This is a genomic window from Mesorhizobium sp. M0960 (assembly GCF_040319055.1).
Taxonomy (GTDB): Bacteria; Pseudomonadota; Alphaproteobacteria; order Rhizobiales; family Rhizobiaceae; genus Mesorhizobium.
Genome location: NZ_JAMYNN010000009.1, coordinates 164,393 through 181,808, shown reverse-complemented (window position 1 = coordinate 181,808; position 17,416 = coordinate 164,393). Strand labels below are relative to the sequence as shown.

General features: G+C 62.4%; 17 protein-coding genes. 9 read left to right on the top strand and 8 right to left on the bottom strand.

Features of this window, described 5'->3' with window-relative positions; all coding sequences use genetic code 11:
• Nucleotides 1–30 precede the first annotated feature (30 nt).
• The 3 genes from NKH63_RS18270 to NKH63_RS18260 are packed head-to-tail and all read left to right on the top strand — an operon-like array spanning nucleotide 31 to nucleotide 2,795.
• Entirely contained in the window at nucleotides 31–924 is an 894-nt protein-coding gene (locus NKH63_RS18270) for an ABC transporter permease (RefSeq protein ID WP_031194018.1), read from the top strand.
• Nucleotides 921–1,715 (top strand): ABC transporter permease, encoded by a 795-nt coding sequence (locus NKH63_RS18265; RefSeq protein ID WP_352484656.1) that lies wholly within the window; start codon nucleotides 921–923, stop codon nucleotides 1,713–1,715. The genes NKH63_RS18270 and NKH63_RS18265 overlap by 4 nt, the downstream gene beginning before the upstream one ends.
• 15 nt (nucleotides 1,716–1,730) lie before the next feature.
• Nucleotides 1,731–2,795, top strand: coding sequence for an ABC transporter ATP-binding protein (locus NKH63_RS18260; RefSeq protein WP_023719045.1), 1,065 nt, complete (start codon nucleotides 1,731–1,733; stop codon nucleotides 2,793–2,795).
• A gap of 189 nt (nucleotides 2,796–2,984) precedes the next feature.
• Here the strand turns inward: NKH63_RS18260 and NKH63_RS18255 are convergent, their stop codons facing one another.
• Nucleotides 2,985–3,476, bottom strand: coding sequence for a hypothetical protein (locus NKH63_RS18255; RefSeq protein WP_352918349.1), 492 nt, complete (start codon nucleotides 3,474–3,476; stop codon nucleotides 2,985–2,987).
• Here NKH63_RS18255 and NKH63_RS18250 point away from each other — a divergent pair.
• From NKH63_RS18250 to NKH63_RS18225, 6 genes are all read left to right on the top strand, one after another.
• Nucleotides 3,457–4,293, top strand: a complete 837-nt coding sequence (locus NKH63_RS18250) for a class I SAM-dependent methyltransferase (RefSeq protein ID WP_198030481.1) — start codon at nucleotides 3,457–3,459, stop codon at nucleotides 4,291–4,293. The genes NKH63_RS18255 and NKH63_RS18250 overlap by 20 nt on opposite strands.
• A gap of 27 nt (nucleotides 4,294–4,320) precedes the next feature.
• A complete protein-coding gene (locus tag NKH63_RS18245) occupies nucleotides 4,321–5,271 on the top strand; it encodes an NAD-dependent epimerase/dehydratase family protein (protein WP_352494692.1) in 951 nt (316 codons plus the stop codon).
• Between the two features lie 17 nt (nucleotides 5,272–5,288).
• Nucleotides 5,289–6,461: a glycosyltransferase family 4 protein gene (locus NKH63_RS18240; RefSeq protein WP_352856958.1), complete on the top strand. Its 1,173-nt coding sequence runs from the start codon at nucleotides 5,289–5,291 to the stop codon at nucleotides 6,459–6,461.
• 68 nt (nucleotides 6,462–6,529) lie between these two features.
• Nucleotides 6,530–8,080, top strand: coding sequence for a cation:proton antiporter (locus NKH63_RS18235; RefSeq protein ID WP_352494694.1), 1,551 nt, complete (start codon nucleotides 6,530–6,532; stop codon nucleotides 8,078–8,080).
• Nucleotides 8,081–8,273: 193 nt separating this feature from the next.
• Entirely contained in the window at nucleotides 8,274–9,188 is a 915-nt protein-coding gene (locus tag NKH63_RS18230) for an endonuclease/exonuclease/phosphatase family protein (RefSeq protein WP_352918346.1), read from the top strand.
• Between the two features lie 7 nt (nucleotides 9,189–9,195).
• On the top strand, nucleotides 9,196–10,041 hold the full coding sequence (locus tag NKH63_RS18225) for an EamA family transporter (RefSeq protein ID WP_352918344.1): 846 nt from the start codon (nucleotides 9,196–9,198) through the stop codon (nucleotides 10,039–10,041).
• On the opposite strand, the gene NKH63_RS18220 is transcribed toward NKH63_RS18225, so the two are convergent.
• From NKH63_RS18220 to NKH63_RS18190, 7 genes are read right to left on the bottom strand one after another with little or no spacing between them, the layout of a single operon-like run.
• Entirely contained in the window at nucleotides 10,042–10,353 is a 312-nt protein-coding gene (locus NKH63_RS18220) for a Dabb family protein (protein WP_352918342.1), read from the bottom strand.
• 10 nt (nucleotides 10,354–10,363) lie between these two features.
• Nucleotides 10,364–11,992, bottom strand: a complete 1,629-nt coding sequence (locus tag NKH63_RS18215; RefSeq protein WP_352481919.1) for a GMC family oxidoreductase — start codon at nucleotides 11,990–11,992, stop codon at nucleotides 10,364–10,366.
• A 29-nt stretch (nucleotides 11,993–12,021) separates the two neighbouring features.
• A complete protein-coding gene (locus NKH63_RS18210) occupies nucleotides 12,022–12,783 on the bottom strand; it encodes a 3-ketoacyl-ACP reductase (RefSeq protein WP_352918341.1) in 762 nt (253 codons plus the stop codon).
• Nucleotides 12,780–14,294 (bottom strand): GMC oxidoreductase, encoded by a 1,515-nt coding sequence (locus NKH63_RS18205; protein WP_023719055.1) that lies wholly within the window; start codon nucleotides 14,292–14,294, stop codon nucleotides 12,780–12,782. The genes NKH63_RS18210 and NKH63_RS18205 overlap by 4 nt, the downstream gene beginning before the upstream one ends.
• A gap of 5 nt (nucleotides 14,295–14,299) precedes the next feature.
• Entirely contained in the window at nucleotides 14,300–15,415 is a 1,116-nt protein-coding gene (locus NKH63_RS18200) for an ABC transporter ATP-binding protein (protein WP_023719056.1), read from the bottom strand.
• Nucleotides 15,416–15,419: 4 nt separating this feature from the next.
• Complete coding sequence (locus NKH63_RS18195; protein WP_023719057.1) at nucleotides 15,420–16,364, bottom strand: carbohydrate ABC transporter permease; 945 nt, start codon at nucleotides 16,362–16,364, stop codon at nucleotides 15,420–15,422.
• Nucleotides 16,361–17,320, bottom strand: a complete 960-nt coding sequence (locus NKH63_RS18190) for a carbohydrate ABC transporter permease (protein ID WP_023719058.1) — start codon at nucleotides 17,318–17,320, stop codon at nucleotides 16,361–16,363. Before NKH63_RS18190 ends, NKH63_RS18195 begins: the two co-directional genes overlap by 4 nt.
• Nucleotides 17,321–17,416: the final 96 nt, after the last annotated feature.

The following is a 17,416-nucleotide window of genomic DNA, read 5'->3' as shown; positions in this document are numbered from 1 at the left end:
AACTTCGGGAACTCCATGGCAGATTCCACAATGTCCCAGACAGCCAGCGTCAGTCCTGGCGCGCCGGAGATCAGCCGCCTTCGGCTGCCACTGCATTGGTTAGGCGTAACTCCGTTCTTCATTTTCGCGCTGCTCTTTCTGATCTTGCCCACGGTAGGGCTGATCGCGGGCGCGTTCAAAAATGCAGCTGGCGACTATACGCTCGATAACATCATAGCGTTGTCGCAACCCAAGCTCGCGGCGGCCTATTGGGTATCCATTCAGATCAGCTTTGTTTCTGCGATCCTTGGCGCCTTGATCGGCCTGGCAATGGCCGTGGCAGTCGTTCGCGGAGGTTTGCCGTCGTGGTTACGCTCGGCGACCTTGACCTTCTCGGGCGTCGCCTCGAATTTCGCCGGCGTGCCGCTGGCATTCTCGTTCATCGCGACGCTAGGTCGGCTCGGAGTGGCGACAATCCTGTTGCGAGACATTTTCGGCATCAACATCTATTCGCTCGGCTTCAGTATCTTTTCGTTTTGGGGCCTAATCCTCACCTACCTTTATTTCCAGATTCCATTGATGATTGTCATCATCACGCCGGCGGTCGATGGGCTGAAGAAGGAATGGGGTGAAGCTGCCGCCACGCTCGGCGCAAGCAATTGGCAATATTGGCGCATGGTGGTCATCCCGGTCTTATGGCCGAGTTTTCTCGGTACGACGGTCCTCCTCTTTGCCAACGCGTTCGGGGCGGTCGCAACAGCCTATGCACTGACGGGGCCGTCACTCAACATCGTGCCCATCCAGTTGTTCGCGCAGATTCGCGGCGACGTGCTTTACAATCCGAATCTAGGCTACGCGCTTGCATTCGGCATGATAGTCATCACCGGCTTGGCCAACCTCTTCTATATCTTGTTCCAACGGCGAGCCGAGCGGTGGCTGAAATGAAGCAAGGCAGCCGCTTTTGGGCTTGGCTCGTTTTTGGCGTGGGAACCGCCTATTTTGTCCTGCCGCTTTTGGCGACCTTTGAATTCTCCTTGCGTAAGCGGCGCGGGGAATACTCCTTTGACGCCTACCGCTCAGTCTTCGAAGATCCGAATTTCCAGACGACATTTACCTACTCCGTCGTTGTGGCGGTTTTCACCATTCTTTTAGGCGTGCTCCTCGTTGTCCCGACGGCCTACTGGATTCGGCTGCGGCTACCGAATCTGCGGCCGCTCGTAGAGTTCATCACTCTGCTGCCGCTGGTTATTCCCGCTATCGTCATCGTCTTCGGCTACATCAGAATGTTCGGTTCGAATTCAACGCTGCCTTTCCTGGCGACAGCGCGCGGCACCGATGTTCTGCTGGTCATCGGCTATGCAGTGCTGGCGCTGCCTTATATGTACCGGGCGGTCGATACCGGTCTCAGGACCATCGACGTCAGAACGCTCACCGAAGCCGCACAAATCCTCGGCGCCGGCTGGACCACCATCATCGCCCGCATCATCCTGCCGAACGTACTGATCGCCGTCTTATCCGGCGCGTTCCTGAGTTTTGCCATCGTCATCGGCGAGTTCACCATGGCCTCGCTGTTGAATCGCCCAGCCTTCGGCCCCTATTTGCAGAACATCGGCGCCAACAGTGCCTATGAGCCGTCGGCACTGGCGATCATTTCGTTCGCCATCACCTGGGGCTGCATGTCGCTGATCCAGATCCTGTCGCGCTTCGCGCCGAAATCGGCAAACCGCCCGAACTGATCGAAAGAAAAAGTCATGGCCGAGCCATTCCTCTCAATACAGCAGGTGCAAAAATCCTTCGGCGCCACCACCGTGGTGCAGGATTTCAACCTCGACGTCGAGCCGGGCGAATTCGTCTCCTTCCTCGGGCCATCGGGCTGCGGCAAGACGACGGTGCTGCGCATGGTCGCCGGCTTCGAGGAGCCGAGCGCCGGCAAGATCGTGGTGGCCGGCAAGGACATCACAAGGCTCAAGCCCAACCAGCGCAATGTCGGCATGGTGTTCCAGGCTTACGCGCTGTTTCCGAATCTGACCGTGGCGCAGAACATCGGCTTCGGGCTGAAGGTCGCGGGCATGCCCAAGCCCGATGCCGACAGGCGCGTTGCCGAGATGCTCGACCTCATCAAGCTGCCGCAGATGGGCGATCGCTATCCCTATCAGCTCTCCGGTGGCCAGCAGCAGCGTATCGCGCTGGCGCGGGCCATCGCGCCGAAGCCGAAGCTCCTGCTGCTCGACGAGCCGTTGTCGGCGCTCGATGCCAAGGTGCGCGTGTCGCTGCGCGAGGAAATCCGCTCGATCCAGAAGAAGCTCGGCATCACCACCATCTTCGTCACCCACGACCAGGAAGAGGCGCTGTCGATTTCCGACCGCATCGCTGTGATGTATGGCGGCAAGGCCGAGCAAGTCGGCACGCCGTTCGAGATCTACAACCGGCCGGCAACCAAATTCGTCGCCAATTTCGTCGGCACGCTGAACGTGCTGGAAGGCACGGTCACCGACGCGGCTTCGGGCAAGGTGCGCGTCAACTCGCAAGAGGTCTCGCTCAAGGGCAAGCTCAACGGTTCGAAGTCGGGTGACACGCTGTCGTTGGCGCTGCGGCCCGAGGCGATTTCGCTAGGCCGCCATCCCGGCCGCGACTCCAGCCTTTCGGGTGAAATCGCCGAGGTGCATTTCCTCGGTTCGGTGATCCGGGTGCGCGTCGGCATCGGCGGCAGCACGGTCTCGCTAGACACATTCAACAGCCCGGCAACGCCGCCGCCTGCAGTCGGCGAAAAGGCCGAGATTTCGTTCTCGTCCGGCGACATGCTTGTGCTGCATTGAGGCAGTTCTGGAAAAACTGTTCCACATTTTCCTGGGATCGCCTTCAGGCGATCCGCCAATAGACAGGCGGATTTGCCTCGGCGCGAGCAAAAGAACCGGATCTGCTCAGACCCAAGCTTGGTAGCGTGACAATTGTCGATCGGACGAATATACGGAGGTCGCGACGGTGTGATTTCCTGTGCTCCACATTTAGTCAGGAATGTTGCAATCGCGGTCAATCTCATGCGTCAAAAGAGACAAGCAGACCGCCAAGGGAAACCCGCTGGGGAGTGAAGATTGATCCTTGAATTGGAATTGTCTGCAGCCGGTTTTGTGACCTGCAGTTTGGGACATTTTGGCTGATGGGCTCCAGCAATTTCCTGGACTCTGAAGACGCTGTGCGCAGGTTGCCTGGTCATCCGGAACAGGCCGACTTGGCGCGCGCAGCGTATTTCCATCAACTGAAATCGATGCCGGCGCAGCTATCATGGAAGTGCCGAGTTGCGCCGCAATTTGCCGAAGCAGCTTGGGCGAGCCTTTGATCTCGGGGTGGGCAATGGAATCCTGTCTCTTGCGTCGGCGGCCGATGGATGGCAGGTCACGGCGGTTGAGCCGGACCCTAGCGCGTTGACCGGAACTGATGCGATTCGGGCGCCCGCCAGAAACACCGGTACGCGCATTGATGTCGTCGAAGCCGGTCACCTGGTATCGTTCATTTGTGAAAAGGAAGATCGTGATGTCGGCTAAAGGGGTCGAAGAAGCGCGGCCGATAACAGTCACTGATACCGCGGCTGACATCTACTCGGACAGTCAGTACCTTGCCAACAATCCTGACTGGCATCTGGCCGATACAGCCTGGAAGGCGCGCGAGATCGCAAACATCCTGGAGCGCAACAATGTTGTCTGGCGCGACGCCGTCGAGGTCGGCTGCGGCAGCGGCGGCATCGTCGGCAAATTGGCCGCGCAATATCCGGGCAGACCTATTCATGGATACGATATTTCCGAAGACGCAGCAAAACTCTGGCCGCTGCAAAAGGCGTCTGGCGCGATCTTCCACCACGAGGATTTTCTGGCGACCAAGTCAGTGCATGACCTTGTCATGCTGATCGACGTCTTCGAACATGTCGAAGACTATATGGGCTTTTTGCGGGCACTGCGCCCGCACGGCCGCTATCACGTTTTTCATATTCCTTTGGACCTCCACGTCCAGGGACTGGTTCGGCGAGCTTACATGCACGCACGTCAGAAGGTGGGGCATCTCCATTATTTCACGCGCGAGACCGCGCTTGCGACGCTTGAGGACACGGGTTACACGGTGGTCGATTGGCACTTTACCGACGTGGCGGGCGAAGCCAACGTTTCCACGAGGCCTCTGCGCACCAAATTGCTCAATCCAGTGCGCAAACTGATAGGCAGCGTTGCCCCCGCTACCAGCGCGCTGCTGCTGGGCGGCTTTTCCCTCATGGTGCTCTGCCGGCCGCGCGATGATCCGTCCGCCCCGGCTGCCATGCCCTTGTGAACTTCAGATAGCCGGAGAGAAATCCTGATGACGAATCCCCAACGCGTCCTCGTTACGGGCGGAGCTGGTTTCATAGGCTGGCGGTGCGCGCGAAATCTCGCCAAGGACGGCGCTCGGGTGTTGATCGCCGATAATCTTTCGGTCGGCATGCCGATGCCTGACATGGACGGATGCGAGACGCGGGAGATCGACATCCGCGACAAGAGTGGGATGGTAGAGTTGGCTGAGGGTTTCAAGCCCGACACCATTATCCACCTGGCGGCTATTCACCACATTCCGACATGCGAGCGACAGCGCGCCTATGCGTTGGACGTGAACGTGGTCGGCACCGAAATCGTCCTCGATGCTGCTGAAAAGGCTGGTGTCGGAACGGTCGTGCTGGCGTCCAGCGGCGCGGTGTACGACTGGGTCGATGCCCCGCTCGACGAGGATGCGACCAGGACCTGGCCTTGCGACAACTATGCTCTGTCCAAGCTGACCAATGAAAGCCAGCTTCGTTTCTGGGCCGACAGGACCGGCGGGAGGGGGCGTGTGGCGCGCATCTTCAACACTATCGGCCATGACGACCCCAATGCGCATCTCATTCCCGATATTCTCAACCAGCTCTACAATGCCAAGGGCCAGGCCAGGATCGCATTGGGCAATCTGAAACCGCGGCGCGACTACATCCATGCGGAGGATACCGCTGCCGGGGTGGCGGCTTTGGCCGGCGACACTGGTGAGGCGAGTTTCGATGTCATGAATATCGGTTCCGGCAGGGACGCATCGGTGGAGGAGCTTGTTCGCCTGATCGGAGCGGCGATGAAGGTCGATATCGAGATCGTCGAGGACAAGGCGCGCTTACGCAGGGTCGACCGCGCAACGCAACTGGCCAAGGTGGACAAGATCGGAAATCGAGTTGGCTGGTCCGCCAAGATCGAACTTCCAGCCGCCGTGGCCGATATCGTGCGCGGGTTTCCTTTCAAAAAGGCAGGCTGAGGCATCGAGGGGCGAAGATGATTACCGCGGGCTTCACGCTCATCGGCCGAGGCAACTGGTCAGGTGGGGAGACCTACCTGCGCAACATGCTCGGCGTTATTTCCAGCGAATTGGCCGGGAAGTTGCAGGCCAAGCTGTTCTTAACTCCGGCGCAGGCAGAAAAGATCGGCACATCGATGGATGCTTTCCTGGCCGCGCCGCCGATCGTCGATGCGAAGGTTGCTGATTTTGGCCGCGGTCGCAACGCCATCCGGGCGCTGGCCAGCGGCAGCGACGCCGATGCGGCACGGATACTAAGCCGCGAAGGCGTCGACGTGGTGTTCGAGCCGGCGCAGTTCTACGGCAACCGTTTTCCGATTTCTGTCGTATCGTGGATTCCTGACTTCCAGCACCGACACTTGCCACACCTGTTCTCGCGCTCCATGTGGTGGCGTCGCGATTTGGGATACCGTCTGCAGACGTCCGGCAAACGCATCATCCTGTTGTCGAGCGATGACGCCAGGCGGGACTGCGAGACGTATTATCCCGCAGCACGCGGCAAGACGGCGGTCGTTCGGTTTGCAATCGATCTTGATCCGGCCCCGCATATAGCAAGGCAGGCGGAGGTGATCGCACGGTATGAACTGCCGCAGCGTTATTTCTACCTACCGAACCAGTTCTGGTCGCACAAGAACCATGGGCTTGTGATCAAAGCATTGGCGCACATATCGGCAAATGGCGGGCTTGATAAGGTTGCCCCCGTGATCTTGACCGGGCGAACCGAAGACCCGCGCAATCCCCGACATTTCGACCAGTTGCTGGCTAGCGCCAGGGAGGCCGGCGTGTCGGGTCATTTCCGTCATCTGGGCCTTGTGCCTTACGAGGATGTGTTCGGCCTCAACGCTGCTTCCGATGCTCTCATCAATCCTTCGCTGTTCGAGGGCTGGTCAACCACGGTCGAGGAAGCCAAGGCGCTCGGCACACGGATGCTCCTCTCGGATATCAGCCTTCATCGGGAGCAGGCGCCAAACGCGACGTTCTTTCCGGTCGACGATGCCGTGGCGTTAGCGTCCGCCATGGTCACCATGTCTCAGGGACCGGCGCGAACGCATGAAAAGGCCGAAAAGCTGCGTGCCGATCATGCGGCGCGTCGCCAGATGTATGCGGACGCGCTTCTTGGAGCATTCCAGCGCGCCGCCGCAGTTCGCTGACCGCCCTCAGTCATGATCGAACCGTCCAGGCCCCTGCCGTCGGTCGCTTTTCACGGTTATAACTGGGCATGGCGCTTTTTGAACTGACCCTTGTTCTTCTCCTGGCCGCGGTCGCCCTGACGGCGTTGTCACGGCGTCTGCAGATTCCCTATCCTTCGTTGCTGGCGCTGGCCGGCGCCGGCATAGCCTTCCTGCCGTTTGCACCGACCATCGAGATCGACCCGGAGCTGGCGCTCGCTCTGTTCATCGCGCCGGTGCTGCTCGACGCGGCCTATGACACGTCGCTGCGCGATCTCAACCGCTACAAGGTTTCGCTCATCCTGCTGGCGCTCGGCGCCGTCATCTTTACCACCGTGACCGTGGCATTTGTCGGTTGGACGATGGCAGGCCTGCCCATTGCCGCGGCCATAGCACTTGGGGCGATCGTGGCGCCGCCCGATGCCGTCGCAGCCGCGGCCGTGCTCGGACAGTTCAAGGTGCCGCACCGCATCACCGCCATCCTGGAAGGCGAGAGCCTGCTCAACGACGCCACGGCGCTGTTGATCTACAGGATGTCGGTTTCCGCAGCCGCCGGCTCCATCCTGTTCAGCAGTGCCGTACCAATGATCCTGCTGTCGACGGTTGGCAGCCTTGCCGCAGGCTATGTGCTCGGCCGGTTGTCTCTCGCGATACTCGGCCGCATCGACGACCCGGCGAGCGGCACCGTGGTGCAATTCGCCTCAACGTTCGGCGTCTGGATCCTGGCCGACAGGATAGGGCTTTCCGCCATCATCACGATCGTCGTCTATGCCATGACGATCGCACGTACGTCGCCGCGCCGCATGCCGGCAAGGAATCGTGTCAGTTCCTACTCGGTCTGGGAGACGGCGGTGTTCGTGCTCAATGTCTTGGCCTTCGTTCTGATGGGACTTCAGGCACGGTTGATCGTCGGCCGCCTTGCTGAGCAGGGGCAGGTCGAAGCATTCATCTTCGCCGCAGCCGTGCTGGCTGTCGTCATCGTCTCGCGGCTGGTCTGGGTGCTGGGCTGTGGCGCGATCCTCAGAAGGCTGGCACGTCTGGGCGATGAGGACAGGCGGAGAGACGCTCCGACATTTCGCGGCGGCGTGCTCATCGGCTGGTGCGGCATGCGCGGCCTGGTGACGCTTGCGGCAGCCTTCGCCTTGCCGGCCGATTTTCCCGGCCGCGACCCGATCGTGCTCGCCGCTTTCACTGTCGTGCTCGGCACGCTGGTGCTGCAAGGCGTCAGCCTGAAGCCGTTGCTGCTTCTGCTCAATTTCGACCCCGACCAGACCGTCGACCGGGAGGTCGCGCAGGCGCGCGTCGCCATCATGCAGGCGGCGCTGGACGTGCTCAGCGGCAAGACATCGAGTGCGGCAGGGGCGGTGCGCGAGCAATATGCGGCGCAGCGCGCCATCGCCGAAAACCCGGAGGATGCCCAGGCCGCGACCGAGTATGACAGATTGCGTCTTTATGCCATCAAGAGCCAGCGCGATGCGCTGGAGCGTTTGCGCATCGACGGAACGATCGGCGACGAAGCCTACCACCGCCTCGAGGAAGAAATCGACTGGTCGGAACTGGCAGCATCCCCGCCCGGTCGGTTCCAGCCGCTGACCACTTAAAGCGCGTCGCGTTTGGACAGCCTCTTGCGACGCGCTTTAAGTTTTTGTCTCTATGCATGTCGTTATCCCAAAACCGCTGCGCACTTTTGGGCGACAAGCATTAGCATCTGGCCCAAGCTCCCTCCGCCCGGCTGCACATTGCAAGGCTGTCAGCGAACGGCTACTGCCAGCAGGAAACTGAGCCGGATAAGCAATGAAGCTGGTCAGCTACAACATCCAGTACGGCTTCGGCAGCGATGGCCGCTACGATCTGGCGCGCTGCGCCAAGGTCGTTGCCGGCGCCGACATCATCGCCTTACAGGAAGTGGAGCGGCACTGGTTGCGCAGCAACGAGGACGACCAGCCGGAACTTCTTTCGCAATTGCTGCCCGACTATCATTGGGCCTATGGCCCGGCCTTCGACATGGATGCCAGCCAACGGCGTGAAGGCCGCGTCGTCAACCGCCGGCGGCAATTCGGCACCATGCTTTTGTCGAAGCTGCCGATCGTCTGGTCGCGGCTGCACACGCTGCCGCTCAGGCGCACGCTGCGGCCGCTCAACACCCGGAATGCCGCACTTGAGTGCATGATCCGCACCCCCACCGGCCCGGTGCGGTTCTTCTCGCTGCATCTGGCGCATATCGCGGCCGAGGAGCGGCTGGAGCAGATCGAATACCTGCTCGCCGAGCATGACCGGGCGCCGTCCGAGGGCGGACCATGGAGCGGCGCCGACGATGAGCCGGCGCGCAACTGGAGCAATGGCGAACAGGAGCCGGAAAACCCGCTGGCGGCGATCTGGATGGGCGACTTCAACATGGAGCCGGGCAGCGCCGAGTACCGCCGCATCGCCGGCAGCGCGCCCTATCATCGCGGTGCCGCCTATCTCGACGGTTTTGTCGATGCTGCCGCCGTCGCCATGGAACCGACGGCGGATTTCCACACCCATGTGAAGACCATCGACGGCAGAGTGGCAAAGCGCCGGCTCGACCATTGCTTCGTCGGCGGCATGTTTGCCGGGCGCGTGCGTTCGGTCAGTGCCGATATCGGCCAAATCGCCTCCGACCATTTTCCGCTCTGGGTCGATATCGACATGGAAACGCCGGTAGCCACCGGGATCGGCGGCGGATGAGCCGCCGATGAGCCTGTTTGTCTTTTTCGCGGTGCTTGCCGCTGCGGCCATGCATGCGATCTGGAATGCGCTGGTCAAGGTCCATCTCGACCGTTTCCTGTCGATTACGCTGATGACGGCCGGCATGGGTGCCGCCGCGCTGGTGACGTTGCCTTTCGTCGAGGTGCCGAAGCCGGAAGTGTGGCCATACATCCTCGCCTCGGTTGTCTTCCACATGGGCTACAGGACGTTCCTGATCGGTGCCTACAAGGCCGGCGATTTCGCCCAGACCTATCCGCTGGCGCGCGGCGCCGCGCCGCTATTGGCTGCTTTGGGGGGCATTGTGGTTGTGGCCGAGATGCCGGCGCCGCTCGCTATCGTCGGCATCGTCTTGTTGTCGGCGGGCACGCTGGTGCTGTCGTTTCGCGGCGGCGCGCATCTGGAGAAGTTGAACCTGCGCGCCGTCGGCTTCGCGCTGGGCACATCGATCTTCATCGCCAGCTATACGCTGTCGGACGGCAGCGGCGCGCGGCTCGCCGCCACCGCGTCGAGTTATGCGGCCTGGCTGTTCGTCTGCGACGCGCTGTGGGCGCTGGTGCTGTGCGTCGTCTTTCGCGGCCCACGGGCGCTGCCGGTGCTGGCGCGCGACTGGAAGGCGGGAATCTATACCGGCGTGCTCAGCGGCGGCGCCTACTGGATCGTGATGTGGGCGATGACCAAGGCGCCGATCGCCTCGGTGGCGTCGCTGCGCGAAACATCGATCCTGTTCGCCATGATGATCTCGGTGTTCGCGCTCGGCGAGAAGATGACGGCATGGCGAGGTGCTGCGGTGCTTAGCATCGTCGCCGGCGTCGTTGCGCTGAGACTGGGATAGTCACGCGATCTCCAGGTCGAATACCATCAGCCCGTCCGTGCCACCTTCGAGCGCCGCGACCAGTCTCGCGCCGGCTCGCTGGTGCGCTTCATGCTCCAGATAGGCATCGCGTGCCGCCGCATCGCGAAAGTCGATGGTGAAGCCGTGCGTGAAGCCGCGGGCGAAGGGTTCTGGGCTGGTGTTGGCGCTGAACTCGACCTTGCCCATGCCGTCGATCACCGGCCGCAACGCTTCGAGATCGCCATGGATTGCCGCGCGCTCGGCGGTGGCGACATCGTTGCGGAATCTGACGAAAACACAGTGCCTGATCATTCTTTGTCCCTCATGCCGCTCGGTTGGTGGAAAACACCGCCGGCGGCAGCGGCTCCCGGCCAAGGATCAGATCGGCGCCCTTTTCGCCTACCATGATCGTCGGCGCGTTGGTGTTGGAGGAGGGGATGCGCGGCATCACCGAGGCATCGCAGACGCGCAGGCCCTCGATGCCGCGCAGCTTGAGATCGGGCGTTACCACGCTCATCGCATCGTGGCCCATGCGGCAGGTGCCGACCGGGTGGTGGTCGGTCTTGGAACTGCGGCAGGCGTAGTCGAACAGTTCGTCGCCGGTCTGCAGGTCGGGTCCCGGTAGTACCTCGCGCAGCACGTAGGGCTGCAGCGCCTTCTGCCGCATGATCTCGCGCGCCAGCCTCAGCCCCTTGATCGACATGTCGCGGTCATAAGGATCGGACCAATAGTTCGGATCGATCAGCGGGCGGTCGGCCGGGTCGGCACTGTTCAGCCGCACCGTGCCGCGCGAGCGCGGGCGCAGGAAGGCCGAGTTCAGTGTCACGCCCGGATTGTTCAGCTTCTCGACGCCGGCCTCGATGCCGGAGCCGAGGCCGAGATGCAGCTGGATATCGGGAGAGGCGGCGGTCGGATCGGCGTACCAGAAGCCGCCGGTCTCGAACAGGCTGGAGGCCACGGGGCCCTTCTTCAGGAGAAGATACTGCAGGCCGGCCCACGCCGTCCAGTGCAGCTTGGCGTAGTTGTCATAGGTGTGGTTGCCGGTGCATTCGGCGATGACGAACAGGTCGAGATGATCCTGCAGATTGGAGCCGACGCCGGGCAAATCGTGCACCGGCGTCACGCCGACCGCCTTCAGATGGTCGGCCGGGCCGATGCCCGACTGCATCAGAAGCTTCGGCGAGCCGATGGCGCCGGACGAGACGATCACCTCGCGTTCGGCGTGCAGGATCGTTGGCTGGCCGCCCGGCTTGTCGACGATCTCGACGCCGACAGCGCGGCCTTTGTCGACGACGATGCGTGTCACCAGAACGCCGGTCCTGATGGTGAGATTCTTGCGCTCGCGGATCGGCCTGAGATAGGCGACCGAGGCGGAGGAGCGTTTTGCGTCCTTCTGCGTCAATTGGTAGTAGCCGACGCCCTCCTGGCTGGCGCCGTTGAAGTCGGGATTAAAGGGAATGCCCATCTCTTGTCCGGCACGGAAATAGGCCTCGCAGATCGGCAGCGGCGCGATCGGGTTCGATACGCCGAGCGGGCCCTGGTCGCCGTGAAAATCGTTGGCATAGCGCTGGTTGTTCTCGGCGCGCTTGAAATAGGGCAGCACGTCGCGATAGCCCCAACCGGCAAGGCCTTCTTCCTTCTCCCAGGCATCGTAGTCGCGGGCGTTGCCGCGCGTGTAGATCTGGGCGTTGATCGAAGAGCCGCCGCCGATCACCTTGGCCTGCGTGTACCGGAAGACGCGATCGTTCATGTACTTTTGCGGCACCGTCGACCAGCCCCAGGCGGCGATGCCCTTGGTCATCTTGGCAAAACCGGCCGGCATGTGGATCAAGGGATGCCAGTCCTTGCCGCCGGCTTCGAGCAGCAGCACCTGATGCGACGGATCTTCGCTCAGCCGATTGGCGAGTACGCAGCCGGCCGGGCCGGCGCCGACAATTATGTAGTCAGTCATGGGATGTAGTCGATCATGGCGTCACCTGTTCATAGCCTCGGCACGGACAGCGCGCCGTCGACATTGATGACCGAGCCGGTCGAAAAGCCGAGCTTGCCCCCGGCGAGCGCCGCCACGGCGGCACCGATATCCTTGCTCTCGCCCCAGCGCATTGCCGGCACCAGGCCGCCGTCGATCAATCCGTCATATTTGGCGGTGACACCCGCGGTCATGTCGGTGCGGATGATGCCCGGCCGCACTTCGAACACGGCGATGTTTTCGGCGGCAAGCCGCAGCGCCAGGTTCTTCACCCACATCGAAAGCCCGGCCTTGGAAATGCAGTAATCGGAGCGTTCCGGCGAGGCCATGGCGGCACTGACCGAAGTGATGGTGATGATCGACCGCGCACCATCGCTCGGCAGGTCGAGCATCGCTTTGGCAACGGCCTGGCTGAGGAATACGGTGCCGCGCAGATTGATGCTGAGCACCCGGTCGAAATTTTCCGGCTTGAGTTCAAGCAGGTCGCCGCGCAGGACGGTTCCGATGCCAGCATTGTTGACCAGGCAGTCGATGCGGCCGAAGGCGCTTGTCGCGGCATCGATCAGCGCTGCATGGTCGTCGAGGTCGGCGATGTCGCCGCTGACATAGGCGAACTTCGCGCCGCGCCGGGTGATGTCGGCGGCGAGCCCGTCGGCGGCTTCGTTGGCAAGGTCGGCGACGAGGATGTCGAAGCCGGCGCTGGCCAGCGCCTCGGCGCAGGCAAGGCCGATGCCGCGCGCGCCGCCGGTGACGATCGCTGCCGGGCGGCTCATGTTGCGAGCTCCGTCTTGCGGATGTGGTCGGCGACGCGCAGCGCCTGTGCGGCGATCGACAGCGCCGGATTGACGGCGGCCGAATTCGGCAGGAAGCCGGCATCGACGACGAACAAATTGCTGTGGTCGAAGGAGCGGCAGAATGGGTCGAGCGGCGAGGTCGCCGGGTCATTGCCCATCTTCACCGTGCCGCACTGGTGCGAGGGCGTGCGCTTGTCGAACGGCCGCGACAGGACGATCGGATAGCCGCAGGCGCGGAAATTCTCGCGCATCACCTTGGTCAGCCCGTCGAGCGACTCCATGTTGGAGCGCCGCCACTGCATGACGATGTCCTTGCCGTCGACCATGATGCGGCTCTCGGGATCGGGCAGGTCCTCGCACATCAGATACCAGTCGACGGCGCGGCCGGCCATGAAATCGAGCGCGAATTTGGGCGCGCGCCTGACATTGGCCTTGAGGATGTTGCCGTCGATCTTGCCGAGGAGTTGGACATTGCCGAGCGGCTTGCCGCCCTTGCCGTCGGACAGATAATAGTCGTTCAGCATCAGCGTCTTCTGGTAGACGGATTTGTTCCGGCGGCGCGGATCGATCGCCAGCATGGCGCTCGAATTGTGGTTCATGAAGTTGCGGCCGACCTGGTCGGAGCGGTTGGCCAGGCCTTTGCCGCCGCCTTTGCCGTTGGGGGAAGGCGAACGCAGCAGGATGGCGGCGGAATTGACCGCGCCGGCCGACAGGATGACCAGCTTCGGCGCGACGCTCTTCAGCGTACCGTTCTGTCGATAATGGACGGCGGCGATCGTCCTGGCGTCCGGCGATGCTTCGAGATGTTCGACATGCGCGCCGGTCTCGAGCTTGATGTTCTGGTCGGCAAGGGCCGACGCCAGCGGCCCCGTTTGCGCGTCGACCTTGCCGGCGCCGGTGTTGGGAAACGCATCCCACGGCGTGCTGCCGTCTTTCAGCCAGGCTTCGATGTCGACGCCGAGCGGCAGCGATGCCGGATGCAGGCCCAGGCTCTTCAACTCGGCGCGCGCACGCGCGATAGGCGGCTCGTCGGGTACCGGGCCGAAAGGGTAGGGCGTCGAGTGGAACGGCTCGGTCGGGTCTTCGCCGAGCGCACCACGCACGCGAAAAAGCTGCTCGGCCCTGGAATACCAGGGTTCGAATTCCTCATAGGAAAACGGCCAGGCCGGCGAGATGCCGCCATAGTGCTCCATCTCCGAAAAGTCTTGCCTGCGGTAGCGGATCAGCACCGCGCCGTAGAATTTCGAATTGCCGCCGACATAGTAATAATTGCCAGGGTTGAACGCGGCACCCCCGGCCTCGAGCCACATCTCCTTCGGCCGGTAGTGGCCATCGACGAAGATGGCGCGGGTGTCGCGTGTATGCGGCGTCGCCGGCAGCGGTTCGCCGCGCTCCAGCATCAGGATCGAGGCGCCACCGCCGGCAAGGCCGGAAGCGATCGTGGCGCCGCCTATGCCGGAGCCGATGATGACGATATCTGGATTTGTCATGGCCGTCAGACGATGCGTCTCTCGGTCGCCGGATCGAAGAACACCGCCTTGGTCAGGTTGAAGGCGAGCGGCGTGACCGTGCCGGGCTGGATGTTGGCGTCGGCGCGCAGCCGCGCCACCACCGCCTTGCCGCCGAGATTGGTGACCGCGAACGTATCCGAGCCGGCCGGCTCGATGACCTCGATGTGACAGTCGGCGCGGGCGATGTTCGAGGCGTTGCGTTCGGCCCCTTCGGGATCGGTCAGTGCTTCCGGGCGGACGCCGAAGATGATCGGTTTTCCCTGGAACGCCGACAGGCCGGCCGGCGCATTGGCCAGCGGCAGCGAGATCGGCTGGCGCGCCTCGCGCTCCATGACGACGGAGAAGCCGCTGCCGTTGCTGCCGATCGTCGCCGGGATCAGGTTCATCGCCGGCGAGCCCATGAAGTCAGCAACAAACAGGTTGACCGGATTGTTATAGATTTCGGCCGGCGTACCGAACTGCTGCACCTCGCCGTCGCGCATCACCGCGATCTTGGTGGCCAGCGTCATCGCCTCGATCTGGTCGTGCGTGACGTAGACGATGGTGGTGCCGGTGGTGGCGTGCAGGCGCTTGATCTCGATGCGCATGTCGACGCGCAGCTTGGCGTCGAGGTTGGACAAAGGCTCGTCGAACAGGAACAGCTTTGGATCGCGCACCAGTGCCCGGCCCATGGCGACGCGCTGGCGCTGGCCGCCGGAAAGCTGGCTTGGCTTGCGCTTCAGCAAATGGCCGATCTGCAGGACCTTCGCCACCTTGTCGATGGCCTTCTGGCGCTCGTCGGCCGGCACGCCGCGCATCTCCATGCCGAAGGCGATATTGCCGGCGACCGTCATGTTCGGATAGAGCGCGTAGCTCTGGAAGACCATCGCGATGTCGCGCTTGGAGGGGTGGAGATCGTTGATCGTGCGTCCGTCGACGCGGATTTCGCCTTCGGTGATGGTCTCCAGGCCGGCAATGGTGTTGAGCAGCGTGGACTTGCCGCAACCGGAGGGCCCGACCAGCACGAGAAAGCCGCCCTTTTCGAGGTCGAGATCGATGCCTTTCAGGATCTCGACCGCTCCGAAACGCTTCTTCAACCCGTCAATTTCCAGAAAAGCCATGCGATTATCCTTTGACGGCGCCGGCCATCAGGCCGCGCACGAAATAGCGGCCGGCGAGCACATAGACGAGGAGCGTCGGCAGCGCGGCGATCATCGCCGCCGCCATGTTGACGTTGTATTCGACGACGCCGGTCGAGGTGTTGACGACGTTGTTCAGCGCCACGGTCATCGGCATCACGTCGCCGGAGCCGGCATAGGCGGAGGCAAAGAGGAAGTCGTTCCAGATATTGGTGAACTGGTAGATCACCGTCACCACGATGATCGGCAGCGAGTTGGGCAGCATGATGCGCCGGAAGATCTGGAAGAAGCTGGCGCCGTCGATCTGCGCCGCCTTCACCAATTCATTCGGAAACGCTTCGTAGTAATTGCGGAAGAACAGGGTGGTGAAGCCGATGCCGTAGACGACGTGGACGAACACCAGGTTCACCGTCGGATTGCCGAAGCCGAAGGTGAGGCCGGTCGCGTTCTGCAGTTTGACGCCGAACCGGCCGAAGCTGCCGAGGATCGTTGCCATCGGCAAGAGAACCGATTGGAACGGGATGAAGCAGGCAAACAGCATCAGCCCGAACACCAGCGTCGCCCCGCGAAAGCGCCACTTCGTCAGCACATAGCCGTTGAGCGCGCCGAGCAGGGTCGAGATGACGACCGCTGGAACCACCATCTTGATCGAGTTCCAGAAATAACCCTTCATGCCGACGCAGGTGAGACCCGAGCAGACCTCGCTCCACGCCCTTATCCAGGGTGCGAAAGTCGGCGCTTGCGGCAGCGCCAGCATGTTGCCGTTCTGGATTTCGTCCATGGTCTTGAACGAGGTCACCAGCATGACGAATAGCGGCATCAGGTAGAACAGCGCGAACAGCGCCAGCAGCCCGTAGATGACGATGCGGTTGACCGTCCTGGCGCGGATACCGCCAGTGTTCTGGCGAGCAGGAGTGGCCACGGCGCTCATCGCGGCTTCTCCCGGAGCTCGGAATAGAGATAGGGAACGATGATCGCGGTGATGGTCATCAGCATGATCACGGCGCTGGCCGAGCCGACGGCCATTTCGTTGCGCTTGAAGGTGTACTCATACATGAAGTTCGACGGCAGCCAAGCCGAGCCGCCCGGCCCGCCGCTGGTCAGCGCGACGACCAGATCGTAGGACTTGATGGCGAGATGCGCGAGCACGATCAACGCCGAAAGGAAGATCGGCCGCAGCAGCGGAATGACGATGCGGCGGTAGAGCTGGAAGGTGGTGGCGCCGTCGATCTGCGCCGCCTTCATGATCTCGCCGTCGATCCCGCGCAGGCCGGCCAGGAACATCGCCATGATAAAGCCCGAAGCCTGCCAGACGCCGGCGATGACCACCGTGTAGATGACGAAATCCTTGTTCTTGATCCAGTCGAAATGGAAGCTCGTCCAGCCCCACTGGTGCAACGTCTGCTCGAGGCCGAGGCCGGGGTCGAGAAACCATTTCCAGGCAACGCCGGTGACGATGAAGGACAGTGCCATGGGGTAGAGATAGATCGGCCGCAACATGCCTTCGCCGCGGATCTTCTGATCAAGCAGGATCGCCAGGAACAGGCCGAGTGCCAAGCAGATGGAAATATAGAGGAAGCCGAAAATCCCCATATTGGTGATCGACGTGTACCAGCTGGACGGCGGATCGCTTTCGAAGGTCCAGCGCCATAGCCGCTGATAGGCGCGTGGCCCGGTGATGGCGTAGGAGGGAAAGGTCTTGGAGTTGGTGAAGGACAGATAGATCGTCCACAGGATGAAGCCGTAGACGAAGACGACGGAGGCGGCAAAGCTTGGCGCTAGCACGAGCTTCGGCAGCGCGTCCTGAAGGCGCGAGCGCACAGAGGCGCCCGGACGGGCATCGTGCTCCGGCGTCAGCGTGATACTGGTTTCAGCAACTGTACTCATCTGTCCATTCCGTATGGCGGGTCCGGAATTCGGCTGTCGCGGGCTCTGCGGCACGAAAGCGTGCCGGTCGGCGCAACCGCAAAACCTCGCCGCAGG